The following is a 25,381-nucleotide window of genomic DNA, read 5'->3' as shown; positions in this document are numbered from 1 at the left end:
TTGTGGCATTTATTAACTGGCTGTCACTTGCTTTGATTCCACTGATCATCGCAGGAATATTGATTGCAGGGACGATTAAAAAAGTACCGACGTACGAAACATTTGTAGAAGGTGGGAAAGAAGGCATTCAAATTGCCTTTTCAATCATTCCGTATTTAGTCGGTATGCTTGTCGCTATTACGATTTTCCGAGCATCAGGTGCCCTTGATTTTGTCATGGAATTATTGAAACCTGTGTTTACAGCGATTGGTGTTCCTACAGAAGTGGTGCCGCTTGCGCTTATTCGTCCTATATCAGGAACAGCGGCGCTTGGTATGACATCAGACTTAATTGCGACTTATGGTCCAGATTCTTTTATCGGCAAGCTTGCCGCCGTTATGCAAGGGTCAACAGATACGACCCTTTATATTTTAACCGTCTATTTTGGAGCAGTTGGTATTAAAAAAATGGGAGATGCACTGAAAGTGGGGCTGCTTGCAGACCTGATTGGGATCATTGCATCGATTATTATCGTCAGTTTGTTATTTAGTGGCGCCTAATCGGGTGCTTTTTTTATTTCGTGGATGGAAAACAGCTTTTTAGTTGAAATTAGACAGATGAAACGCTTATTTTTCCACGAATGCTTGTTTGTTTCAAGCCAAGCAAGTAAGATAGTACATGAGGTGAAAGACAAATGGAACGTTTACAGAAAGTAATTGCCCATGCCGGCGTCGCTTCTAGACGAAAGGCTGAAGAATTAATTAAAGAAGGACGAGTTACCGTTAATGGTGAAACAGTGACAGAGCTCGGAGTAAAGGTGGGCTCTTCAGATAAAATTGAAGTCAATGGCTTAAAGCTTGAAAGAGAAGAACCGGTTTACTTTATGCTTTATAAACCGCGCGGCGTCATTTCAGCTGCTGAGGATGATAAAGGACGCAAAGTCGTGACAGACTTCTTTGATGATGTCCCGCAGCGCCTGTATCCAATCGGCAGGTTGGATTATGATACGAGCGGTTTAATTTTGATTACAAATGATGGCGAATTTGCCCATAAGCTCATGCATCCGAAATATGAAATTGATAAAACGTATGCAGCAAAACTAAAAGGCATCCCTTCAAAAGAATTGCTTAGAAAGTTAGAAAAAGGAATCATGTTAGACCATAAAAAAACAGCACCTGCCCGTGCCAAAATGCTCTCGATTGATAAACGAAAGCAAACATGTATTGTGCAATTAACCATTCATGAAGGCAGAAACAGACAGGTTCGCCGCATGTTTGAAGCAATCGGCCACGACGTTCTAAAACTCAAAAGAGAGCAATATGCTTTCCTTCATATTGAAGGCATGAGACCAGGAGATCGCAGAGAATTGACGCCGCATGAAGTAAAACGCCTAAGAGCGATTGCGGATCATGGGAAAAGCGCTTTTTAATTTTCACATAAACTTCAAAAAATGAAGAAGCATCAAAAGAAGGAGAATGCTATAATTTACCTGAATGTCTATGGGGAAGGGGTACTTCAGATGAAGAAAAGACGATTTTTCATACGGACGGGCATTCTCCTCGTGATGCTTGCTGCACTATGTTATACGATGTATAACTCAGTATTTGCCAAACAGGATCAAATCAAAGAAGGATCTATTGCGCCTAACTTTGTCCTTCAATCGGTAGATGGGGAACGGATTGAATTAAAGGACTTAAAAGGCAAAGGCGTCTTTCTCAATTTTTGGGGTACATGGTGCGGTCCATGTAAGCAGGAATTCCCTTATATGGCAAATCAGTATGAAGTGTTCAAGGATCGCGGTGTCGAAATTGTTGCCGTGAATGTGGGGGAATCCAATATTGCTGTGAAGAACTTTATGGATGCTTATGGCGTGAATTTTCCTGTTGCCATGGACAAAGATCGTCAAGTGACAGAGGCATATGATATTACGCCGCTGCCAACCACATTTTTAATTAATCCTGAAGGCAAAGTAATCAAAGTCATAAAGGGAACGATGACAGAACGTAATGTCTATGAATATATGAATTTGATTAAACCAAAGGGGTCATAGAATGAAAGAGGTAAAGTGCGAGTGTGGACATATTAATCCAATCGGTACTGTTCTATGTGAATCATGCGGGAATCCCATTGCAGCAAAAGAGAAAAATTCATCAAAGCTGCTTGATATGAGATATGACGGCAGTGCAAGACGCTCGCAAACATACAACAAAACGATTGTTGATAAAGTATGGAACTTTTTTTCTTCCGTAAAAGTGGGTGTGTGGCTCATTGTCATCACACTGTTAGCTTCTTCGCTAGGAACTATTTTTCCGCAGGAGCGGTTTATTCCGCCAGGTGCATCAGCTTCCACTTATTATGAGGAGCAGTATGGGTCGTTTGGCAAGTTATATTACATCCTTGGATTCCATGATCTTTATAATTCTTGGTGGTTTTTAGCCCTTGTCGCATCTATCGGAATTTCCCTTGTGATTTGCAGCCTTGATCGAGTGATTCCACTTTATCGCGCACTCAAAAATCAAGGGGTTGTCAAAAAAGAAGGTTTTATGAGAAGGCAGCGTCTTTTCAGCGAAACAAATCAAACATTAGATCAACATACATATGAAGGCATCGTTAGTAAAATGAAACAAAAGCGTTACCGCGTAAGAGAAGAAGATGGACATATTTTAGCTGAAAAAGGCCGCTTTTCCCGCTGGGGACCTTACGTCAATCATATTGGATTAATTATATTTCTCATTGGATCCATGCTCCGGTTTGTCCCAGGAATGTACGTGGATGAAACATTATGGGTAAGAGAAGGCGAAACGGCACCAATCCCAGGGACGGGAGGCCAATACTTCTTAAAGAATAATGCGTTTTCAATTGATCGCTATGAATCTGAAAAAGAAAAAGAAGTCTTTGAAAATGCGATTGAAAAGGCTGGCGATGGTCAAGTCGTCAAAAGTTATAAAACCGATGCCGTTTTATACAAACGTGAAGGGGAAGTTGTTTTTGGTGAAAAGCCAAAGCTGAAGCAGGTAACAGAACACGATATTAAAGTGAATGAACCGCTTAAGTTTGACAATTTCTCATTATATCAAGTGGATTTTAAACAAAATGAACTCGATCAAATGGTCTTTCAGCTGATTCGAAAAGATACTGAGAAATCTTTCGGAACAGTGAAGATTAATCTGCTGGAGCCTAAGTCAGAATATGATCTTGGTAGCGGTTACAAAGTCAAGGTGATGAGTTATTTGCCTGATTTTTATTTTGACGAAGATGGCACACCTAGTACGAAAACGAGGAATCCGAATAATCCTGCGTTCGTATTTGAAATGATCTCTCCTGAAAAACCAAAAGGTGAAAAAAGCTTTGTCGCAATTCAAGAGACAGTAGAGGGTTCTGATAACAATCTTTATAAAATGAAATTTGACCGGGTTGAAACAAAAAACGTGACAGGTTTAACGGTTCGAAAAGACTTAACACTCTGGGTACTTATTGTTGGCGGAATGATCTTTATGATTGGTGTCGTACAAGGGATGTACTGGCAGCATAGAAGAATCTGGCTATCGGCAAAGGATGGAAAAGTATTTGTGGCAGGACATACAAACAAAAACTGGTTCGGCTTAAAGTCTGATCTTAAGGTGTTACTGCACGACAGTGGCATCAAACAGCCAGTGGATCAAAAAGAACTGCCTGATACAACAAGTATCAGCAAAAGCAAGGGGGAAGGGTTAGATGGCGGCAGTCAGTGAAAACCTGTTATTTGCAGCTTTTCTATTTTATTTAGCGGCAGTTCCTTTTTTTGGAGGGGCCATTAAAGGAAAAAAGAAAGAAGAGGGTCCGCGCAAAAATAAGGCGGCACTTATCGGCATAACGCTCACCATCATTGGTTTTTTGAGTCAATTTGGCTATTTTATTTCAAGGTGGATCGCGTCTGGTCACGCACCAGTCAGTAATCTGTTTGAATTCACCACAGCCTTTGGCATGATGCTGGTGCTCGCATTTATTATTTTATATTTTGTCTATCAAGTGTCTGTGCTAGGTTTATTCACACTTCCAATCGCTTTATTAATCATTGCTTATGCAAGCATGTTTCCATCGGATATTTCACCGCTGATTCCTTCGCTTCAAAGTAATTGGCTATATATTCACGTCACGACAGCAGCGCTTGGTCAAGCCATTTTGGCGATCAGTTTTGTGGCAGGTGTGATTTTTCTTTTGAAGCATGTCGATCAAACAAAACCGGGGAAGAAAACCTTTGGCTTAGAGCTGGTCATGTTTATGATTGTGGTCACCCTTGCATTTATCGCTGTCACGTCCATCTTTAGAATGACAGGGTATGAAGCGAAATTTAATTGGGTAGATAAAAATAAAGAAGAGAGCGTCATGGTCTATGAGCTGCCTGCCTTAGTAGGACCTCATAAAGGAGAGCTTATCACAAAAGATCGTTTAGAGCCTGTGGTTGATCTGCCGCCTGTTTTTTCAGGTAGAAAGGTGAATACAGTGCTGTGGTCATTTGGCGTTGGGCTGATTATTTATGGATTGCTGAGATTGATCATTCGCAAACGTCTAAGTGCGCTGCTTCAGCCGCTCGTAAGACAAGTGAATCTCGATTTAGTCGATGAAATTGGGTACAGGGCTGTTTCCATAGGATTCCCTGTATTTGCGTTAGGCGGTCTTATTTTTGCGATGATCTGGGCACAAATTGCATGGACGAGATTCTGGGGATGGGACCCGAAGGAAGTATGGGCTTTAATTACATTTTTATTTTACGCCGCCTATCTCCACCTTCGGTTATCACGAGGCTGGCATGGTGAAAAGTCCGCTTGGCTTGCTGTAATCGGATTTGCGATCATTATGTTTAACCTTATCTTTGTCAACCTAGTGATTGCGGGGCTTCATTCTTACGCGTAATCGCATGAAAAAGGCCAACTTTTATGATTCGATTCGGCTTTTTGTTAAAATGTATGTAACAACGGAGAAAGCAGGAGGATTGTCTAATGGAACACACAACTCAAACGAAAATATTAGTCGTCGATGATGAGGCAAGAATTCGCCGCCTTTTAAAAATGTATTTAGAACGGGAAAATTATGAAATTGATGAAGCGGAAAATGGGGATGAGGCCATTCAAAAAGGACTTCAAACCGATTATGACCTCATTTTGCTTGATTTAATGATGCCTGGGACAGATGGGATCGAAGTGTGTAATCAAATTCGAGATAAAAAAGCCACACCAATTATTATGCTGACAGCAAAAGGTGAGGAAGCCAACCGTGTGCAAGGTTTTGAGGCAGGAACGGATGATTATATCGTCAAACCTTTCAGTCCGCGTGAAGTGGTTCTTCGTGTGAAAGCACTGTTAAGAAGATCGTCTCAAACGTCATATCTCAATACTGGAACAACCACAAAAGATGTTCTTGTGTTTTCTCATCTATCCATTGATCATGATGCACACCGGGTCACAGCAGATGGAAAAGAAGTCAGCCTCACGCCGAAGGAATACGAACTTTTGTACTTCTTGGCAAAAACGCCGGATAAGGTCTATGACAGGGAAAAGCTTCTCAAAGAAGTGTGGCAGTATGAATTCTTTGGGGATCTGAGAACAGTGGATACCCACGTCAAAAGGCTACGCGAAAAACTAAATAAAGTGTCACCAGAAGCAGCGAAAAAAATCGTGACAGTATGGGGTGTCGGGTACAAATTTGAGGTCGGCACTGAATGAAGCTGTGGAAAAGTGTCGTAGGAAAGCTATGGTTAACCATTCTTTTCCTCGTGCTCATTGTTTTATCGATTTTAACTGTGCTTCTTTTAGAATTCATTGAGAACTACCATGTCGAAGAAGCAAAGTCTGATTTAACACAAATGGCCAACAAAGTAGCAGTCATTTTAGAAAGCCATGAGGATCAATCGCTTGCAAGGTCGATTACATCAGAACTAGCTGATAAATTGACAAGTATCGCGATTGTTCAAGAGGATGGACTAGAATGGTATTCGTCTGAAAAAGGCGGGAAGCTTCCTGCGATCACAAAAGAACAAATTGAAGCAGACAAAGATTTGAACAGGGCACTGACAGAACGAAAAAAAATCAGTAAACGAGCTGAATCTGATACAGGCAATCAGAAGGATGAACGCATTGTAGTAGGTGTTCCTTACGAGGCGAACGGAAAGAAAGGGATGGTCTTTCTTTCTCAATCCCTCCTTGCTGTAGAGCAGACAACAAAACATACGACGCGTTATATCTTCCTCGCAGCCGGAATTGCGATTGTGCTGACGACAATTTTCGCTTTCTTCTTATCCACTCGTGTCACCTATCCTCTCAGAAAGATGAGAGAGGGAGCACAAGATTTGGCGAAAGGAAAATTTGATACAAAGATTCCTATTTTAACGCAAGACGAAATTGGGGAACTGGCGATCGCCTTTAATCAAATGGGCAAGCAGCTTAAATTTCATATAACCGCTTTAAATCAAGAAAAAGAACATTTGTCCAACATTCTCAGCAGTATGGCAGACGGTGTCATCACGATCAATATTGATGGAACGATCCTCATGACAAACCCTCCTGCAGAAAGATTCTTGCAGGCTTGGTATTACGAGCAAAATATGAAGATCAAAGATGGGGATGAACTGCCGCCGGAAGCGCGTGAATTGTTTCATACTGCCGTCAGTACGGAAAAAGAGCAAATGATCGAAGTCACGCTGCAAGGGCGTACTTGGGTTCTTCTCATGTCTCCGCTTTATAACCAGCAAGATGTCAGAGGGGCGGTAGCGGTACTTCGCGATATGACAGAAGAGAGAAGACTGGATAAGCTAAGAAAAGACTTCATTGCAAATGTCAGTCATGAACTCCGTACACCTATTGCTATGCTTCAGGGCTATAGTGAAGCGATTGTCGATGACATTGCCGGATCAGAAGAGGAAAAGAAAGAGATTGCCCAAATTATCTATGATGAATCACTTCGAATGGGTCGTCTTGTGAATGATCTTCTCGATCTCGCACGTATGGAAGCTGGTCATATTACACTGAATCTTGAATCAACTGATACAGAAGAGCTGACTGAAAAAATCTACCGTAAATTCCTTGGAATTGCGAAAGAAAAACAAATCAACCTGACGTATGAAATTCAAGTAGAAGAACCGTATTTTGTATTTGATCCAGATAAAATAGAACAGGTTTTTACAAATCTCATCGATAATGCCATTCGTCATACACCAGAAGGCGGAGAAGTTCACTTCTCAGTTCAATCGGTGGAAAATGGGCTCAAGATGGATGTGAAAGATTCGGGAAGCGGCATTCCTGAAGAGGATCTCCCGTTTATTTTTGAACGGTTCTATAAAGCAGATAAAGCAAGAACAAGAGGACGTTCCGGTACGGGGCTGGGCCTTGCGATTGTGAAGAACATCGTAGAAGCGCATCAAGGCTCCATTCATGCACATAGTAAGGCTGGAACAGGTACTCACTTCACTTTCTATATTCCGAAAAAAAAGCAGGAACTCGTCTAATCTTGACGAAGAATCTTGTTACATGAGAAACACTTCTTTTCGAAAGAAAATGAAGTGTTTTTTCTATTTTCATATTTTTAAGGAGAAGTTAAACAAAAAGCCCTTTCCAAATTGTCGATCTTGTAATATATTTGTCATAAAGTTGTAATGTAACGTTTTGTGAGAGTCACTCGACAAAAATAAGTGAACGGAGGGGTTTCCTATGCATGAAACCTTTCAAAAAATATATGATTCGTACCATCAAGATTTGTACCAATTTTTATTTTATATGGTAAAAGATAAAAATCAGGCAGAGGATCTCGTGCAGGAGGTTTACATTCGGGTACTTCACTCATATAAAACTTTTGAAGGAAGAAGCAGCGAGAAAACATGGCTGTTTTCAATTGCAAGGCATGTGGCAATTGACTGGTTTCGCAAACAGCAAACTATCAGACAACGGGTGCTCGGCACGTTTGATTGGGATAAACAGGATGTAAAAGATCCAGACCTGCTCCCAGATGAATTGGCTGTACAGGATGAAAATATCAAAGAAATTTATGCCGCACTTGATCATTGCACCATTGATCAACGAGCCGTCATCATTTTAAGGTTTATCCAAGGCTACTCAATCATGGAGACGGCCAAGGCGCTAAAGTTCTCGGAAAGCAAAGTCAAAACAACGCAGCACCGAGGCCTGAAAGTGCTCCGAAAACATATGGAGCTTTTGAAGGAGGAGCTAGTGAATGAAAACGAACAGGTCCAATTGGAGCGAAGAACGAATTAAAGTATTACTCAGTCAGCTTCCAAAGGTGGAGGACAACCGTTCATCTAAGCAGATTTACCAGCAAATGCTGATGGCAAGCGGGAAGAAAAAGAAAAGTGCCAGATGGATCGGTCCAGCGGTCGCAACCGTTGTGGTCTTATTTATGGCGTTTTTGATTTCTCCTCATTTATTTCAGCCGGCTGCTCAAGATATAAAGAAAGTGAAAATGGACTCGAGTGCTGAAAAAGGACAGGTGAATGCTACATTAGAGGCGGTAAAAAACACAAATGATCCTTCACATGTTGCTTATGCATCTGACAAAGAAAAGTATATGACGATTTCATACATAGATGAATCGACTTCTCAAGTTGTCCCAATCAGTATTCAAAAAGAAAATAAGCATGATAATGTGCAGGCGCTTCTTGATACATATGAAAAACTTGAGCTGCCTGAAATGACAAAACCTCTTCAAGCTTATATGGATATGGTGGATGTGAGTGAAAAAGGGGATACACTGATTTTTCAGCTGAAAAATGATTTGTCTCTTGATACATTAAAAGAAGCCAATCGTTTTAAAGACATGGTCAAAGAAACGTTAAAATGGAGCCAATATAAACAAGTACAGGTGAAGTCTGTCAATGGCTCGCACCTTCAATTAGGGACGAATGGCCGTCTTGGTACCATTTCAATTAATAAACAAACAAAACACGCTTACTACGTTTTAGAAAATAAGAGCGGGACATTTTTGGTGCCGTCAAAAGATGATTATCCTTCTTATAAAGATGCAGTAGAGGCGATGAAGCGGGCGAATGATGCAGGACTCGATCCACTCATTAAAGAAGAGCCTATTAAAAAAGTGACATCAAAAGGAAAACATGCAACCATCACGTTTGGAGCATCAGCACAATTAACGGACTCAATTGATCATATTTTACTTATTGAAGGACTGCTGCTCACAGCGAAAGATTTTGGTTTTACAGATGTCACGATACAAAATGCAGGAACAGATCAAGTAGGCCCATATGAATTAAAAGAACCGCTAGAGGTACCGGCACTGCCAAACCCAGTTGTTATCAAAGAACGCTAAAGGACGCAACTTATTGCGTTCTCAGCGTGTAGACAAACCCTCGCATTCTTTGTCAGTCCTGCGCTCCGGTACTCACGAATGTCAAATTCGCTCTGCTCCGGTGCTCGTCCTTCCTAGACTGCAAAGGTTTTCTATCACGCTGAAACGAAGACAAAGGGCTAAAATCAAGTTCATTTTAGCCCTTTGTCAACAATCTGAGGACGCAACTTATTGCGTTCTTTTTTCATGTATAGAAAAGGGCTTCCTTGAGGTATACTAAGCTGTCATGAAAAGAACTTCAAAGAAGGGAAGTCACTGATGAAAAGGTATTGCTACATATGTGCTAGCTGTTTCTTGTTCTTGGCCTTATCACCGTTTGCCCATGCAGAGAAAACAACCGAGTGGGTGGAACCAATCAAAGGTGAAGTCACTGATTTGTTTGGGACAAGAGGTGGTTCGCATAAGGGGTTAGACATTGCTGCACCAGAAGGAGAATCCATTTTGGCTGCTAGCGAAGGTGTGGTTACTCGTTCCTATGTATCTGCTACATATGGTGAAGTTGTATTTATTCGGCATCCAAATGGATATGAAACCGTCTATGCGCATTTAAATGCGCGTTTTGTGAAGAATGGTGACCATGTACAAACAGGGCAGCCGATCGGCATCATAGGCAACACAGGCGCTTCTAGGGGCACTCATTTGCATTTTGAGGTGCACAGGGGTAATTGGTCAGTTAGTAAAGAAGATGCAGTAGATCCGCTCACAATCATTGCAAGAGATCGTTTCCAAGAGCCAGCCCTTCATGTAGATGGATATGAGAAACATACATATGTCATACAACGAGGGGATACTCTCTGGTCTATAGCTAAAGCACATCAAATGACCGTTGATCAATTGAAGAAAATCAATGCACTGACAACGCATCTCATACGGACAGGTGAACGTTTAATCGTTTCAACAAAATAAACCTCATGCTTTTGCATGAGGTTTACCATTTTTTTATAGGTCAATCAGACGTACAGAAAGAATATCGCTCACTTTAGTTAACGTTTGGACAATTTCATCTTCAAGGTGCTTATCAAAAGAAAGCATCATGATGGCTTCGCCGCCTTTTTCTTTACGGCCTACTTGCATTGTCGCAATGTTCACATCGTGGTCGCCTAAAATCTTTCCAACTTGACCGATCACACCAGGTGCGTCAGTGTGCTGAATATAGACAAGGTGTCCATCTGGGTAAAAGTCAATATTGAAACCATTAATAGAAACGACACGTTCACCTAGATGCGGGATATACGTTGCTTTTAATGTAAAGGTGGAAAGGTCACCTTTGACTTCAATGGAAATGCTGTTCTCATAGCCAGATTCGCTTGAAGAAATTTTCTCGCTAAAGCTAATGCCGCGTTCTTTTGCCACCATACCAGCATTGACTTCATTTACAGTCGAATCGACACGCTCTTTCAAAAAGCCAGAAAGCAGACTTTTTGTAATAAATGATGTTTCGAGTTTTGCGATAGATCCTTCATATGAAATGCTGACTTCTTTTACAGGTTCTCTCATCGATTGAGAAACAAGACGTCCAAGTTTTCCTGCAAATTGATGATAAGGCTGGATTTTCTTGAACTCGTCTTTTGTCATCGCTGGTAGATTAATAGATGACATGACCGGGAGTCCTTTTGCAAATTGAAGAACTTCTTCAGAGACTTGTGCCGCTACATTTAATTGTGCTTCTTTTGTAGATGCACCAAGATGCGGAGTGGCAATGACGTTTGGATGATCCACAAGTGGATTCTCAGTAGGTGGTTCTACTTCAAATACATCGAGAGCAGCCCCTGCGACATGACCATTTTCAAGTGCTTCAAGAAGGTCTCGTTCGTCAATGATGCCGCCGCGTGCACAGTTCACTAGACGAACACCTTTTTTCGTTTTTGCGATTGTTTCTTTATTGAGAAGTCCTCTAGTTTCTTTTGTTAAAGGTGTATGTACCGTAATAATATCTGATACTTCAAGCACTTCATCAAGTGATTTTGCATTGACACCAATTTTTTCGGCACGTTCTTTTGTAAGGAAAGGGTCAAATACGTTGACGGTCATGCCAAATGCTCTTGCACGCTGGGCGATTTCACTTCCAATTCTGCCTAAGCCAACAATCCCAAGAGATTTTCCGTAAAGCTCAGCACCGACATATGCGCCTCTGTTCCATTCTTTTGATTTCACAGAAATATTCGCTTGAGGAATATGACGCATGAGAGATGAGATCATCGCAAACGTATGCTCTGCCGTTGAAATCGTATTCCCATTTGGTGCATTGATGACAATCACACCGTGTTTTGTTGCTTCATCAATGTCAATGTTGTCGACTCCCACACCAGCACGGCCAACAATTTTTAATGAAGTCATTTTTTCATAAAGTTCTTTTGTCACTTTTGTGGCACTTCTGACAAGTAAGGCATCAAACGTGTGTAATTCATCTTCTGCTTCTGTTACATTTTTTTGAACAATTTCAACAAAATCTGATTCTAATAGTGGTAAAAGACCATCATTGCTCATCTTATCTGAGACTAATACTCGAAACATCGTAAGATTTCCTCCTAAAATAAACGTCATAAATATCTGATAATTTACCATATTCCTTTTCACTGTGTCAATCAAATTAAAGCAGTAAAGCGAAAAAGAAAACACGAACATTTTTTAGTGTATTGATCAAGAATGGACACCTTTAAACAAAAGATACCCAATTTTTACGCATTTGTCATTATAAATTTTAGGTTTTTTACGATTTCTTAAAACTGATGAATTTGCTCAGGATTTTTATCTGTACAAATGCTCATATATCATATATAATGATGTCGAATTGAATAATGATCAATCTTCGGGGCAGGGTGTAATTCCCTACCGGCGGTGATGAGGCATAGTCTCTAAGCCCGCGAGCCTTTTTTGGCAGGATTCGGTGTGATTCCGAAGCCGACAGTATAGTCTGGATGGGAGAAGATGGAGGTTCGTAAACGTTGAAAACATGTCTGTTTATACGTTTATTTGTGTAGCCTAAATTTCCCGCTCCTGTGTATGTATTCAGAGCGGTTTTTTTGTGGCTAAAATTGAACAATCCTCTTTTCGAAAGATTTGATCGAAAAGGAGAGAGAATATTGAATCAAAGTAAAGTAAAACGTTTAGTTGTCATCAGCATGCTTAGCAGTATCGCATTTGTATTAATGTTATTGAATTTCCCTTTCCCTGGGCTTCCTGGGTATTTAAAAATTGATTTTAGTGACATTCCTGCGATTATTGCGATTTTAATTTATGGGCCAGGTGCTGGGATTGCTGTTGAAGCTTTAAAGAATCTACTGCACTACCTCATTCATGGTAGCATGTCCGGTGTGCCTGTGGATCAAGTAGCGAATTTTACAGCAGGTGTACTATTCATCTTACCGGTGGCTTTTATTTTTAAAAAGATTAAATCAGCAAGAGGGTTAGCGTGGTCCATGATTCTCGGAACATTACTCATGACAGTCATGATGAGCATCTTAAACTATTTCTTGTTCCTTCCTGCTTATACATGGTTTTTGAATGCACCCGTCCTGTCAGATCATGTGCTAAAGGCAACCATTACAGCAGGGATCTTGCCTTTTAACCTGATTAAAGGAATCATCATCACCATCGTCTTTAGTTTCATTTTTGTCAAAATGCGTCCATGGTTTGAAAATAAACGCCGACTTCAAAATAGTTAATATAAAAAAAGCCCCTTTTAAAGGGGCTTTTATCCTATTCATGCTTAAGTGGATCACCATCGAAAGTTTCGTCCGCAACTTTAATTGAGTCAGTTGGGCAACCTTCAAATGCATCAAGCATATCTTCTTCAAGTACTTCTGGAACTTCTACAGTCCCCTGATTGTCATCAAGCGTGACAAATGCAATGCCTTCATCATCATAATCATAAATGTCTGGAGCAGCTGCACCGCATGCGCCGCAAGCAATACATGTGTCTTTGTCTACAATTGTATATTTTGCCATGTTAAAAAAATACCTCCCAGATTGTTCGATGGAACAAATGGTTTAACCTTTTTAGTTTCACCGATAAAAAACCAATTTCCTCAAACCTTATTGTAATGATTTTAAATTCACATTTCAACTGTAAAGTGATTGAGAATGCTTATCACATAAGGGTTTGTTCATAACTTTCCCCCATTAATTGAGTTTAAACATTTCTTCTTCAATGAAATCTGTTAAAATAAAGGGAGAAAATATTCGAATTTTGTCAGGAAGACAGGTGCTTTGGTCAATGACGATTCATTACTTGGATGTCATGTTGATGGACAGCGTACATAAATTGAACGGCGAACGCTCCATTAGTGCTGTCTACCATCTTTTTAAAGGAAAAAAATCATCTCAAACGATACAGGATGCAAGTTTGTTTCAGCTCTCTAGCTACTTCGGCTGCTATCCAGCTTTTACGAGGGATCAGCTGAACCGCTCTGTAAAAAGGCTGCTAGAGCAGCACTTAATCAGCAGAAAGACAGAGGATACATTCATTGCCACAGATGAAGGAATAAGTATGCTAAGTCAGCGTTTTGCTGAAAAACCGATGCCAGTTTATTTTGATGGTGCCAAGTATCATGATAAAGCAAAGGTGTTATGGATGAGGCTGTCTTTACTTGTGCAGGTCCTTTCACATCATGCAGCGAGATCACAACACTATGTGCCGATTCAAAGAGATATATCGGTTCAAAACTGGACGAAATCCTTCTTCTCGCAATATCACCAGAAGAAAAAGCTTTCTGAAGATATCCATCATGAGCTTGAAACACTTCTGGCTCATTTAACTGATCAAGAGGCACTGCTTTTTGTTTATTCATTGACTTCCAATGAAAGAATCGGACGGACGTACCAGCAAATGGCGGAATGGATGAAAGAAGATGTATGGTATGTTTACTTGCTTTTTTGGAATGTGCTCCATTATTTTATTCAATGTGCGCAAAAAGGTGAGGCACCGATCATCCAGCGAATGATAGATGATCTTCAATTCAAACGTGTGCTGACCACCTCTACCCATAAAACGCTTGAGCTTGTACAAAAAGGGTTCAGTATTGATCAAATTGCTCATATTCGTTCATTAAAAAAAGCGACAATTGAAGATCATATTGTGGAGCTCTCGATACATGAGCCGAGCTTCTCGATCGAACCATATGTCAGCAGTGAAGCTCAAAAGGCGATACATGAGGTAGCCAGTCAGCTCCAAACCAACAAGATGAAGCTGATCAAAGAAAGTCTCGAGCATTCATTTACTTATTTTCAAATACGATTGGCATTGACAAGGATGGTGAAAGCAAGTGGATAAGCTTCATCAGACGCTGATGCGATACTTTGGTTATGATGCCTTCAAAACAGGTCAGGAGGACATTATTCGAAGTGTACTTCAACAAAAAGATACGGTTGCCATGCTTCCTACTGGTGGCGGGAAGTCACTTTGTTATCAAATTCCGGGCTATTTGACAGATGGGTTAGTGCTGATCATTTCACCTCTTTTATCACTCATGGAAGATCAAGTGGAACGCATGAAAATGCGCGGTGAAAAGCGAGTGGCTGCGCTTAACAGTACACTGTCTTTTCAAGAAAGAAGACATATTATTCGGCATTTGCCATCATATAAATTTTTATTTGTCGCACCTGAGGCGCTTATGTCAGAGGTATTGTTAGAGCAGCTCAAAGCGATGCATGTGGGTCTATTCGTTGTAGATGAAGCTCACTGTATATCGGAATGGGGACATGATTTCCGCCCGGAATACTCCAAGCTTGGGGAATGGAGGGAAGCGCTCGGCAATCCTGTCGCCTTAGCACTAACGGCAACTGCAACGAAACAAACCTTAAAAGATACTGTGCAAACATTGCGGCTAGAGCATCCAGATGTTCATATTCATTCAGTTAACCGGCCGAATATTGCACTATTAAAAGAGGCGCAAGAAACGAAAGAAGCAAAAGAGAAACGAGCACTGGAGCTTGTGGAAACCCTTCAAGGGCCTGGGCTGATTTATTGTCCGACCCGGCAAATGACAGAAGATATTTCACGTTTGGTGAAACAAAAAACGAATCAACGTGTAGAGTTTTATCATGGTGGAATGGAGTCAGGAGACCGCATGCTGATCCAGCAGCAATTTATCAGTGGTCAAATTGATCTCATTTGCTGTACAAGTGCTTTTGGAATGGGAATTGATAAAGCAAATATACGCTTTGTGATTCATATGAGTCCGCCTCAGTCAATTGAAGCATTTATGCAGGAAATTGGAAGAGCTGGACGGGACGGGAAAAATAGTGTGAGCGTTCTTTTATATACAGAAGAGGATGCGGATATTCAAAGTCATTTGATTCAAGCAGAAGGTTTTGATGATCCAGAAATTGATTTTTTCTTAGCCCGATTATCACACATGCCGATAAATGATGAAAAGAAATTACGTGAACAATTGATGGAAGCAGGGCTTCAGGAGACGCGCGCGCGAATGCTCTCGCATTATTACACGATGTACCAAACTGAACAGCCCCGTTTGCTCATGAAGAAGCTGAAAGAAAAGCTGCAGGATAGACAAACAGAAAAGCTAAAAAAAGTGTGGCAGTTTAAAGAGCATATCACTGGCCATCGCTGCTTTAGGCAATCTCTGTTATCATACTTTGATGAGCAGCTTGATCTAACGGAGGACGCTTCCTTTGGGAACTGCTGCTCTTCATGCGGACTTGACCTGTCTGATTACGAAAAAAAAGATCAACCATTGGAGCTGAATGAAATGAAACACTGGAAGACCGAGCTGGATCGTCTGTTTCACCTGACAAAAGAGGCGCAGCATTGATTGAACAACATCGCCGTATTATTGAAAAATTAACCGATCGACAAGTAGTAGAACAGTTGTATTTCACACAGCTGCTCATGCTGATTGTCTCTTTTTTACTAGGGATGTTTATGTTTGATCATTGGACTGATTTTACAGCCTTATGGCAGATCCGAGATATGCGTATCCTGACTTACGGAATTGGCGGCGCTTTGCTTGTGATTATTGTCGACGCTATTGTCATGAAGGTGTTTCCGGCTCATATGTATGATGATGGCGGATTAAATGAAAAAATGTTCAAAAACCGCAGCATTCTGCATATTGTTTGGTTAACGCTGCTCATTGCCTTTTCAGAAGAAATTTTATTTCGCGGGATCGTTCAGCAGCAATTTGGACTGGAGATTGCAAGCATTGTGTTTGCACTTCTTCACTTTCGCTATTTGTCAAAAATACTCTTGTTTATCCTTGTGGTTTCTATTAGTATTTTTTTAGGACTTTTATACGAGTGGACAGGGAATTTATTCGTTCCTGTCATGACACACTTTGTCATTGACCTAGTCTTTGCATGTCAAATTCGTTTTAAATATTGGGGGAGGGATGAACATGGAAGAAATGTCGAGAATGAAGAGAAAAAAGCAGCAGCTGACAAACATCCATGATGATGTAGAGGAAAATCTTGAAGAAGAAAAAGTGCATCCTTCAGATGACTCTCACTTTCCTACACGAGAAGATTTTCATGAATATAAAAAGCAGCGAACCAAAAAGGTGCGTAATCCATTGTTTACGACACTGGCTATTATCTTTCCTATTATTGTCGTCACGGTTTTCTTCCTGTTGATTTATTACACATCAAAGGAAATTAACGATAACAACAATCAAGGTGTTTATATTGATAAAACATCGAGTGCTGACACAGATCCAGTCCCGTCAGCACTTGTTGAAACAAAAAATGATTCAAGCGCTGACAAAGCGGATGCGTCTGATGATGAGAAGAAAAAGAAAGATGCTGATAAAGAAAAGCAGCGTTCAAAAGAAAAAGCAGAGCAAAAGAAAAAAGAACAAGCCGCTAAAGAGAAGGCTGAGCGTGAAAAGGCCGAAGCTGCAAAAAAGCGTGAGCAGCAACAGCTCGCTCTTCAAAAACAGCAGGAAGAGAAAAAGCGAAAAGAAGCAGAAGAGAAGAAGAAGCAGGAAGAAAAACCTGTTCGTGTCGTGCAGCATACTGTTGGACCAGAGGAAAACTTGTATCGAATTTCCATGAAGTATTATCAAAACCGATCAGGGGAAGAGAAAATTCGAGCTTACAATCATTTAAAAGGAAATAGCGTGTACAGCGGACAAGTATTGAATATCCCATTAGAAAATTAATATTTGACATGAATGAATCGAAAAGCACATACATATGTAGAAAAAAGGGACAAGGGTGTATGTGATGACATTGCACGCAATCAGCCGCTATATGGATCAGCCGACACAGAAAATGATTGAAACATTGATCAAAAGGAAGCGCAAATACGAGGGGTTTGCAAAACAATGCAAAAGGTGGCAATGGACAGCCCTTTTATCACTTGCGATTCTTCTGTTTTATTTTGTGATAACAGCTAATAGCGAGGGCTCCCTGCAGCCGGAAGCGATGATTGCCACATTGCTTGGCCATGAGGTGTTTCTGTTTTGGATCATGGCTGAAGTGTTTGCTTTTTACGCATCGTATTATTATAAGAAAAAAGAAGAAAAGGCTGAGGATGAATATCATAAGCTCAGATGTGAAATTATACAGAAAAGCACAGATTTATGGCCTCAATCAAATCAGTGGAAAGAGCGCGAGGCCGTTTTTCACTTCATGCAGACGCAATATGACATCAACCTCTATTATGAAAGTAAATAAATGAGCAAAAGACGTTTAAACAGTTGAAACGTCTTTTTTCATTCAAGCGTCCTATAAAAGAAAGCTGATACAAGGGAGTCATTCATAATGAAATATGCCATCGGATTTACTGCTGCCATAGCGGCTGTGACAACAGGTGTGTGTGTAACAGCGAAAATGGTGAAAACGGCAAAACAAAACAACATCAAAAAGCATTACTTTACAATAGAAGGACTTCAGTCAGATCGACCTGCAGTCATTTTCTTTATTTCTGATACCCATCGCCGTCTAATTAGTGATACTTTATTAGCGGAAGTAAAAGAGCAGCAGCCTGATGTCATTATGATCGGCGGGGACTTAGCTGAAAAGGGAGTCCCTTATGCTAGAGTTGAAGAAAATGTGAAACGTTTAGCAAGGATTGCCCCGGTGTATTTTGTGTGGGGGAATAACGACCATGAGCTGCATCAGCAAAAACTCAAAGACATCCTCCATACCTATCAGGTGACGACATTGCAAAATGAGACGACTGTGTGGGATTTTGAAGGACAGCCCATTAAAATAGGCGGAATCGATGATATCCGGCTTGAAAAAGCAGATTATGAAGCGATTCGGCCGGAGTTTGTCAAAGAAGATGTGAATATCCTTTTATCACACAACCCAGATGTGCATCACTTGATGAGTGAAGAAGAGGGAATTGATCTTGTTTTGAGTGGTCATACCCATGGGGGTCAAATTCGTATTGGGAAATTTGGTCCGTATGAAAAAGGAAGAACAGGCCAAGTCAAAGGTGCTTTCTTTCTGATAAGTAATGGTTACGGAACAACAAAGATTCCGATGCGTCTTGGAGCAGAACCAGAAACCCATCTGATCTATTTAATGCCGCTAAAAACGCGCTAAGTTGATGCCCCATCAATATTTTCCATAAAAGTCACCGTAAGCATAGCTTCATGCTTGTCTTCCGTCTTGACACAGTGTAAACTGAATACAAAATTAAGAACCTATGACTCATCATCTCATATACTACAGTATGATGTGTGTTAGAAGAGGCAGGAGGGAACGTTATGCGGCTAGAGCGTCTGAATTATAATAAAATCAAAATTTTTCTCACACTAGATGATCTGACAGACCGAGGTCTTACGAAAGAAGACCTTTGGAAAGATTCGTTCAAAGTTCATCAGCTGTTTAAAGACATGATGAACGAAGCGAATCAGGAGCTCGGTTTTGAAGCGAATGGACCGATTGCTGTTGAAGTATTTTCTCTTCAGGCGCAGGGGATGGTCGTCATTGTGACAAAGAGTCAGCAGGAAGATGCTGATGATGAGTTTGATGAAGATTACATTGAGATGCAAGTCAAGCTCGACGAGAGCAAGCATGTGCTTTATCAATTTGCCTCGTTTGAAGATGTGATTCAACTGTCCCATAGTTTAAGTCGTATTGGACTTTTAGGGGGTACAGTTTACCATTATGAAGGTCAATATTTTCTCAGCCTAGATGATTTCGAAGAACTGTCTGCAGATACGGTCATTTCTATTTTAGCGGAGTTCGGTTCACCGACGACATTAACCATTCACCGGTTAAAAGAATACGGAAAAGTGATCATGCAGGAAGATGCAGTGAAAACGATTCAACTGTATTTTTAATCACTTTTTTCTATTATATTTAATACTGTTGTGATGAAACAACAGTATTTTTTTATATCCATTTTTATATTTATAAACGCTGATATTTTATTTTGATAAAAAACGCTTTTTACCTTTGCTTTACCAGTACGAAGGTGTATACTATTGCTTGAAAGGGAGCAGTAGATCATGAAAGATTTCTAGGGGGTTTATTTTAATGGCAGCCGATCAAAACGCCGCTCATAACGCAGAAGATAAGCTAGATGTTTTAAAGTCAACTCAAACCGTCATACATAAAGCGCTTGATAAATTGGGCTATCCGCAAGAAGTGTATGAATTGCTGAAGGAGCCAATTCGCCTATTAACGGTCAAAATTCCAGTACGTATGGATGATGGATCGGTGAAAATTTTCACTGGTTATCGTGCGCAGCATAATGATGCTGTCGGTCCAACAAAAGGCGGAATTCGATTCCACCCGAACGTTACTGAAAAAGAAGTAAAAGCGCTTTCAATTTGGATGAGTTTAAAATGTGGTATTGTGGATCTTCCTTATGGCGGAGGAAAAGGCGGTATTATCTGTGATCCAAGAGAAATGTCATTTAGGGAGCTTGAAAAACTAAGCCGCGGCTATGTTCGCGCAATTAGCCAAATCGTTGGACCAACAAAAGATGTTCCAGCACCAGATGTGTTTACAAACTCTCAAATCATGGCATGGATGATGGATGAGTATTCTAGAATTGATGAATTTAACTCGCCAGGATTTATTACAGGAAAACCAATTGTTCTTGGAGGCTCACACGGACGTGATACTGCAACGGCAAAAGGTGTAACGATCTGTATCAAAGAAGCGGCGAAGAAAAAAGGAATTGACATCAATGGGGCTCGTGTTGTCGTTCAGGGATTCGGAAATGCAGGAAGTTACTTGGCTAAATTTATGTATGATGCCGGAGCGAAAATCGTAGGAATTTCAGATGCTTACGGCGGTTTGTATGATGAAGATGGTCTCGATATTGACTACTTGCTTGACCGACGTGACAGCTTTGGAACCGTCACTAAATTATTTAATGATACAATTACAAACCAAGAGCTGCTTGAGCTAGATTGTGATATCTTAGTACCTGCAGCCATTGAAAATCAAATTACAGAAGATAATGCGGCGAACATTAAAGCCAAAATTGTCGTAGAAGCAGCAAATGGACCAACGACATTGGAAGGGACAAAAATTCTTTCAGATCGTGGTGTACTGCTTGTTCCAGACGTACTTGCAAGTGCGGGTGGAGTGACTGTTTCTTACTTTGAATGGGTTCAGAATAACCAAGGGTTCTACTGGACAGAAGAAGAAGTAGAAACTCGTTTAGAAGATATGATGGTGAAATCATTTAATAATATTTATGAAATGGCGCAAAACCGCCGTATTGATATGCGACTAGCAGCATATATGGTCGGTGTACGTAAAATGGCTGAAGCTTCTCGATTCAGAGGCTGGATTTAAGCGACTTATTTGCATCGCGCCTTAAAATCTCCTATCCTTAAATAGGAGATTTTTTTATGGAATCATGCAAAGAATCAAACAGCCCAGCAATTGTTATTGCAGTGAAACGACAGGAGTGGAACAAATGAAACAAGAAAAAGCGATCATAATAGGAGGAGGCCCGTGCGGTCTATCAGCTGCCATTGCATTCAAGCAAATTGGGATTGATGCACTTGTGATTGAAAAGGGCAATGTGGTCAACAGTATTTATCATTACCCTACACACCAAACCTTCTTCAGTACAAGTGAAAAGCTTGAGATCGGTGACGTCGCTTTTATCACTGAAAATCGGAAGCCCGTTCGTATTCAGGCGCTTTCCTATTACCGAGAGGTGGTCAGACGAAAAAGCCTGCGTGTGAATGCTTTTGAAAAGGTAAACGCTGTGACGAAAAAAGATGGCCATTTTACGGTAAATACATCAAAAGACGACTATACATGTGACTATGTTGTGATTGCGACTGGCTACTATGATCATCCTAACTATATGAATGTAAAAGGGGAAGACCTTCCTCACGTGTATCATTATTTTAAAGAAGGACATCCCTACTTTGATAAAGATGTAACGGTGATCGGCGGGAAGAACTCTAGTGTTGATGCTGCCCTGGAACTTGTGAAATGCGGAAGCAGGGTGACGGTTTTATATAGAGGAACTGAATATTCATCCAGCATCAAACCTTGGATTTTACCAGAGTTTGAAGCGCTTGTTCGAAATGGCACCATTCGAATGGAGTTCGGTGCAGAGGTGAAGGAAATCACAGAACAGGATGTTGTCTTTACAAACCAGCAGGGCCAAACGGATCGAGTGAAAAGTGATTATGTGTTTGCGATGACAGGTTATCATCCTGATCATTCATTTTTAGAAAAAATGGGTGTAACAATCGATCCAGAATCAGGCCGCCCAGCATTTAATGAACAAACAATGGAAACAAATGTAGAAGGTATTTTCATTGCAGGGGTTATTGCAGCTGGTAACAACGCCAACGAAATTTTCATTGAAAATGGAAGATTTCATGGCGGGTTGATTGCAGAAGAAATCAACAAAAGAATCAACGGGTAAAAAAAGAACTGGGTCCTTCTAAGGGATTCAGTTCTTTTTTATGTAAATTGGGATTATATAGAAGATTATTTTTGGGAAAATGGGCTCGAGTCATATAAAAAAGGGGTGATTCGTGGTACGATAATAAAGGATAATGTAGGGAAAGAGGTCTGATTATGATCGCAATCATTTCAGCAGGTTTAGCTCCCGGCATCGCACTTTTAAGTTATTTTTATTTGAAAGATCAATACGACAATGAGCCGGTTCATATGGTCATCAGATCTTTTATGCTAGGTGTCATACTTGTGTTTCCAACCATGTTTATTCAGTATGTCCTCCAAGAGGAAAATATCGCCACGAATCCTATCGTGATTTCATTTGTGACATCGGGTTTTTTAGAAGAATCATTAAAGTGGTTTATTTTAATGGTCAGTGTCTATGCGCACGTACAGTTTGATGAACACTATGACGGGATTGTCTATGGAACAAGTGTCTCGCTTGGATTTGCGACACTTGAAAATATTCTGTACTTAGTGGGTCATGGGGTAGAGTACGCGTTTACACGTGCCTTGCTGCCTGTATCAAGCCACGCTTTATTTGGTGTGGTGATGGGGTTTTATATAGGTAAAGCTCGCTTCTCTGATAAAAAAGAGCAGCGAAAATGGCTGATTCTCTCTTTAATACTTCCTATCCTTTTTCATGGCTTATATGATTTCATTCTTCTTGGCATGAAAAATTGGGGATATATCATGTTGCCGTTCATGATTTTTTTATGGTGGTTTGGTCTGCGGAAAGCCAAAAAAGCCCGTGCGGTGAAGATGGTACAAATTTAAATTGGAAAACGTCCTATACGTCTTTAGGGCGTTTTTTGTCTTTTCCATCCAATTCCCTCCTGTGATGAATGTATAAAAATAGGGATCGGAAGAAACATATATTCAAACATCAAAAGTACAGGAGGATCAAATATGGACAAAGCTCGTTTCATGAAACAAATCGTCCTTATCTTCTCAATTGTTCTGCTCGCGTCTTCATTGATGACAGCTGAAAAAAGTGAAGCTTTCACAAATCAAGTGATTCAGCGGGGAGCTACAGGAGAAGATGTCGTCGAGCTCCAGGCAAGGCTCCAATACAATGGTTTTTACAATGGAAAAATAGACGGGGTGTATGGCTGGGGAACTTACTGGGCCGTGCGCAATTTTCAAAGCCAGTTTGGTGTAAAGAAAGTCGATGGACTCGTAGGGGAAAAAACAAAAAGCCTATTAGTTCAAAAGACGAAATACTATAAAGAGTTTGTGCAACAGCAGTTGCAAAAAGGGAATCAGTTTACGCACTATGGCGGGAAACCTCTTGATCAGCAAACAAAGGCTCCTGCGCAAAGAAACACGCAAAAAAAGACAGCACAAGGTGCAAAAGAGAATCAAAAAAGTCAAAGCGGAGGAAACAGCTCGTCTGGAAACCAGTCAGGAAATGGTCAAGCAAATCAAACGCCGAAACAAACAGCAGCCAACATGCCAGGTGGTTTTTCAAGCAATGACATTCAGCTCCTTTCACAAGCTGTTTATAGTGAAGCGAGAGGTGAACCTTATGAAGGACAGGTAGCGATCGCAGCCGTCATCTTAAACCGTTTAAACAACCCGACCTTTCCAAACACGATCGCTGGTGTCATTTTTGAACCGCTTGCGTTTACTGCTGTAGCAGATGGACAATTTTATATGGCGCCAAACGAAACCGCTAAAAAGGCAGTATTTGATGCCATTAATGGCTGGGACCCATCTGAAAGCGCCGTTTATTACTTTAATCCTGATACAGCGACAAGCCCATGGATTTGGGGAAGGCCACAAATTAAACGAATCGGGAAACATATTTTCTGTGAATAAAAAGAGGTGTAAATAAATGATCAGAGGAATATTGATTGCTATTTTAGGAATTGCTGTCATCTCAACAGGATACTGGGGCTATAAGGAGCATCAAGAAAAAGATGCAGTGCTGCTTCATGCAGAGAACAACTATCAAAGAGCCTTCCATGATCTAACGTATCAAGTCGATCAGTTGCACGATAAACTTGGCGCAACACTTGCGATGAACAGCCAAACATCTATATCTCCAGCACTTGCAGATGTATGGAGAATGTCATCAGAAGCGCATAACAATGTCAGCCAGCTTCCGCTCACATTGATGCCTTTTAACAAAACAGAAGAGTTTCTAGCGAATGTCGGTGACTTTAGCTATAAATCGTCACTTAAATCTTTATCAGATGAACCATTAAACAAAGATACACACAAAACCATTACCACTTTATATGATCAAGCGGCAGATATTCAAAACGAACTTAGACAAGTGCAGCATCTCGTACTCAACAAAAATTTAAAATGGATGGATGTTGAAATGGCACTGGCTGATGGAGATCGAAAAAACGACAACACCATCATTGACGGATTAAAAACCGTTGAGAGAAATGCTGATGCGTTTGCAGATGTTGATCTTGGTCCTACAAATGTGTCAACTGAATCAGAAACGCAAGGCTACAATCACTTAAAAGGGCAAAAGATTTCAAAAAAAGAAGCGATCCGTATCGCCCAGCAATTTGCGCCTGACCATAACAAAGATTTCAAGGTGAGAAAAAGTGGGAGTAAAACGAACCGTGATGTCTACAGCCTGTCAATGTCAGACCCAGATAGCCGAGCAAACTTTTATTTAGACTTGACTGAAAAAGGCGGCCATCCTGTCTATCTTCTTCAGAACCGTGAAGTGAAAAAACAAAAAATCAGTTTAAATGATGCCTCAGAAAAAGCACTAAGTTTCTTAAAGAAGCATGGATTCGATACTGAATCATTTCATTTAGATGAGAGTGCGCAATTTGATAATATCGGCGTATTTACCTATGTCCCTTTACAGAATAACGTATTGCTTTATCCAGATAGTATTCGAATGAAAGTCGCTTTAGATGATGGAGAGGTTGTGGGATTCTCAGCGAAAGACTATTTAATGAATCACAGAAAACGTGACATGAAAGCACCAAAAATTTCTCAAAAAGAAGCTGAAAAGACCTTAAATAAACATGTGAAGATCGAGGATACACATGTAGCTCTTGTTCAAAATGATATGTCAGAGGAAGTTCTCTGCTATGAGTTTTTAGGAACCATTAAAAACGACACGTACCGAATGTTCATTAATGCAAATACTGGAAAAGAAGAAAGAGTAGATAAACTAAAAAATGCAGAACCTATATATAAAGACCTATAGAAAAGGAAGCGA

General features: G+C 40.5%; 25 protein-coding genes and 1 riboswitch. Of the genes, 23 read left to right on the top strand and 2 right to left on the bottom strand.

The genetic code is table 11. The features are described 5' to 3' along the window. Window positions 1-2 precede the first annotated feature (2 nt). The 10 genes from KVT11_RS11295 (at window position 3) to KVT11_RS11250 (ending at window position 10,233) form a co-directional block, all read left to right on the top strand. Complete coding sequence (locus tag KVT11_RS11295) at window positions 3-539, top strand: spore maturation protein (protein WP_017359781.1); 537 nt, start codon at window positions 3-5, stop codon at window positions 537-539. Window positions 540-673: 134 nt separating this feature from the next. Next, window positions 674-1,408, top strand: a complete 735-nt coding sequence (rluB, locus tag KVT11_RS11290; RefSeq protein WP_007501012.1) for a 23S rRNA pseudouridine(2605) synthase RluB — start codon at window positions 674-676, stop codon at window positions 1,406-1,408. A gap of 90 nt (window positions 1,409-1,498) precedes the next feature. Continuing rightward, the gene (gene resA, locus KVT11_RS11285) at window positions 1,499-2,029 is read left to right on the top strand and encodes a thiol-disulfide oxidoreductase ResA (RefSeq protein ID WP_017359780.1); all 531 of its coding nucleotides are present in this window, start codon (window positions 1,499-1,501) and stop codon (window positions 2,027-2,029) included. Between the two features lies 1 nt (window position 2,030). Then, window positions 2,031-3,710 (top strand): cytochrome c biogenesis protein ResB, encoded by a 1,680-nt coding sequence (gene resB, locus KVT11_RS11280; protein WP_056704685.1) that lies wholly within the window; start codon window positions 2,031-2,033, stop codon window positions 3,708-3,710. Beyond that, window positions 3,694-4,872 carry a c-type cytochrome biogenesis protein CcsB gene (gene ccsB, locus KVT11_RS11275; protein WP_019743082.1) on the top strand — a complete coding sequence of 393 codons (1,179 nt, stop codon included), beginning with the start codon at window positions 3,694-3,696 and terminating at the stop codon, window positions 4,870-4,872. The genes resB and ccsB overlap by 17 nt, the downstream gene beginning before the upstream one ends. 86 nt (window positions 4,873-4,958) lie before the next feature. Beyond that, window positions 4,959-5,681 carry a response regulator transcription factor gene (locus KVT11_RS11270; RefSeq protein ID WP_017359777.1) on the top strand — a complete coding sequence of 241 codons (723 nt, stop codon included), beginning with the start codon at window positions 4,959-4,961 and terminating at the stop codon, window positions 5,679-5,681. Further along, window positions 5,678-7,459 (top strand): ATP-binding protein, encoded by a 1,782-nt coding sequence (locus tag KVT11_RS11265; RefSeq protein ID WP_024718919.1) that lies wholly within the window; start codon window positions 5,678-5,680, stop codon window positions 7,457-7,459. Before KVT11_RS11270 ends, KVT11_RS11265 begins: the two co-directional genes overlap by 4 nt. A 202-nt stretch (window positions 7,460-7,661) precedes the next feature. Further along, window positions 7,662-8,222 (top strand): RNA polymerase sigma factor SigX, encoded by a 561-nt coding sequence (gene sigX, locus KVT11_RS11260; protein ID WP_007501006.1) that lies wholly within the window; start codon window positions 7,662-7,664, stop codon window positions 8,220-8,222. Then, on the top strand, window positions 8,182-9,288 hold the full coding sequence (locus KVT11_RS11255; protein ID WP_058214423.1) for a hypothetical protein: 1,107 nt from the start codon (window positions 8,182-8,184) through the stop codon (window positions 9,286-9,288). The genes sigX and KVT11_RS11255 overlap by 41 nt, the downstream gene beginning before the upstream one ends. 297 nt (window positions 9,289-9,585) lie before the next feature. Beyond that, window positions 9,586-10,233 (top strand): M23 family metallopeptidase, encoded by a 648-nt coding sequence (locus tag KVT11_RS11250; protein ID WP_058214422.1) that lies wholly within the window; start codon window positions 9,586-9,588, stop codon window positions 10,231-10,233. Between the two features lie 33 nt (window positions 10,234-10,266). Here the strand turns inward: KVT11_RS11250 and serA are convergent, their stop codons facing one another. Next, window positions 10,267-11,841, bottom strand: coding sequence for a phosphoglycerate dehydrogenase (serA, locus tag KVT11_RS11245; protein ID WP_008344488.1), 1,575 nt, complete (start codon window positions 11,839-11,841; stop codon window positions 10,267-10,269). Between the two features lie 287 nt (window positions 11,842-12,128). Beyond that, window positions 12,129-12,261, top strand: a riboswitch (FMN riboswitch). A 149-nt stretch (window positions 12,262-12,410) separates the two neighbouring features. On the opposite strand from serA, the gene KVT11_RS11240 reads away from it, so the two are divergent. Continuing rightward, window positions 12,411-12,992, top strand: coding sequence for a riboflavin transporter FmnP (locus KVT11_RS11240; RefSeq protein WP_008344490.1), 582 nt, complete (start codon window positions 12,411-12,413; stop codon window positions 12,990-12,992). 34 nt (window positions 12,993-13,026) lie between these two features. Here KVT11_RS11240 and KVT11_RS11235 read toward each other — a convergent pair whose 3' ends face one another. Then, a complete protein-coding gene (locus KVT11_RS11235) occupies window positions 13,027-13,275 on the bottom strand; it encodes a ferredoxin (protein WP_008344492.1) in 249 nt (82 codons plus the stop codon). A 268-nt stretch (window positions 13,276-13,543) separates the two neighbouring features. Here KVT11_RS11235 and KVT11_RS11230 point away from each other — a divergent pair, with 268 nt between their 5' ends. The 12 genes from KVT11_RS11230 to ypeB all read left to right on the top strand — a co-directional run bounded on the left by KVT11_RS11230 (window position 13,544) and on the right by ypeB (window position 25,369). Then, complete coding sequence (locus tag KVT11_RS11230; protein WP_116307092.1) at window positions 13,544-14,599, top strand: YpbB family protein; 1,056 nt, start codon at window positions 13,544-13,546, stop codon at window positions 14,597-14,599. Further along, on the top strand, window positions 14,592-16,100 hold the full coding sequence (locus KVT11_RS11225) for a RecQ family ATP-dependent DNA helicase (protein WP_210552093.1): 1,509 nt from the start codon (window positions 14,592-14,594) through the stop codon (window positions 16,098-16,100). Before KVT11_RS11230 ends, KVT11_RS11225 begins: the two co-directional genes overlap by 8 nt. Further along, a complete protein-coding gene (locus KVT11_RS11220) occupies window positions 16,097-16,738 on the top strand; it encodes a CPBP family intramembrane glutamic endopeptidase (protein WP_017359770.1) in 642 nt (213 codons plus the stop codon). The genes KVT11_RS11225 and KVT11_RS11220 overlap by 4 nt, the downstream gene beginning before the upstream one ends. Continuing rightward, window positions 16,683-17,444, top strand: coding sequence for a LysM peptidoglycan-binding domain-containing protein (locus KVT11_RS11215; protein WP_017367515.1), 762 nt, complete (start codon window positions 16,683-16,685; stop codon window positions 17,442-17,444). Before KVT11_RS11220 ends, KVT11_RS11215 begins: the two co-directional genes overlap by 56 nt. Window positions 17,445-17,508: 64 nt before the next feature. Then, a complete protein-coding gene (locus tag KVT11_RS11210) occupies window positions 17,509-17,961 on the top strand; it encodes a DUF2663 family protein (RefSeq protein WP_017367514.1) in 453 nt (150 codons plus the stop codon). Window positions 17,962-18,048: 87 nt separating this feature from the next. Further along, on the top strand, window positions 18,049-18,837 hold the full coding sequence (locus tag KVT11_RS11205; protein WP_210552092.1) for a metallophosphoesterase: 789 nt from the start codon (window positions 18,049-18,051) through the stop codon (window positions 18,835-18,837). A 164-nt stretch (window positions 18,838-19,001) separates the two neighbouring features. Further along, entirely contained in the window at window positions 19,002-19,580 is a 579-nt protein-coding gene (locus KVT11_RS11200) for a genetic competence negative regulator (RefSeq protein WP_007500984.1), read from the top strand. Between the two features lie 196 nt (window positions 19,581-19,776). Beyond that, window positions 19,777-21,051 carry a Glu/Leu/Phe/Val family dehydrogenase gene (locus KVT11_RS11195; protein ID WP_007500982.1) on the top strand — a complete coding sequence of 425 codons (1,275 nt, stop codon included), beginning with the start codon at window positions 19,777-19,779 and terminating at the stop codon, window positions 21,049-21,051. A gap of 124 nt (window positions 21,052-21,175) precedes the next feature. Then, complete coding sequence (locus KVT11_RS11190; RefSeq protein WP_046343866.1) at window positions 21,176-22,147, top strand: YpdA family putative bacillithiol disulfide reductase; 972 nt, start codon at window positions 21,176-21,178, stop codon at window positions 22,145-22,147. Window positions 22,148-22,302: 155 nt separating this feature from the next. Beyond that, window positions 22,303-22,959: a glutamic-type intramembrane protease PrsW gene (prsW, locus tag KVT11_RS11185; RefSeq protein ID WP_008344507.1), complete on the top strand. Its 657-nt coding sequence runs from the start codon at window positions 22,303-22,305 to the stop codon at window positions 22,957-22,959. 132 nt (window positions 22,960-23,091) lie between these two features. Beyond that, window positions 23,092-24,003, top strand: a complete 912-nt coding sequence (gene sleB, locus KVT11_RS11180) for a spore cortex-lytic enzyme (RefSeq protein ID WP_035391637.1) — start codon at window positions 23,092-23,094, stop codon at window positions 24,001-24,003. A 16-nt stretch (window positions 24,004-24,019) separates the two neighbouring features. Next, entirely contained in the window at window positions 24,020-25,369 is a 1,350-nt protein-coding gene (gene ypeB / locus KVT11_RS11175) for a germination protein YpeB (RefSeq protein WP_210552091.1), read from the top strand. The last annotated feature ends 12 nt before the right edge of the window (window positions 25,370-25,381 follow it).

The sequence above is a fragment of the Bacillus sp. GbtcB10 genome (genome assembly GCF_019091365.1).
Lineage (GTDB): Bacteria > Bacillota > Bacilli > Bacillales > Bacillaceae > Bacillus > Bacillus altitudinis.
The sequence above is the reverse complement of the archived record's forward strand: the minus strand, read 5'-3'. Positions and strand labels throughout refer to the sequence as shown.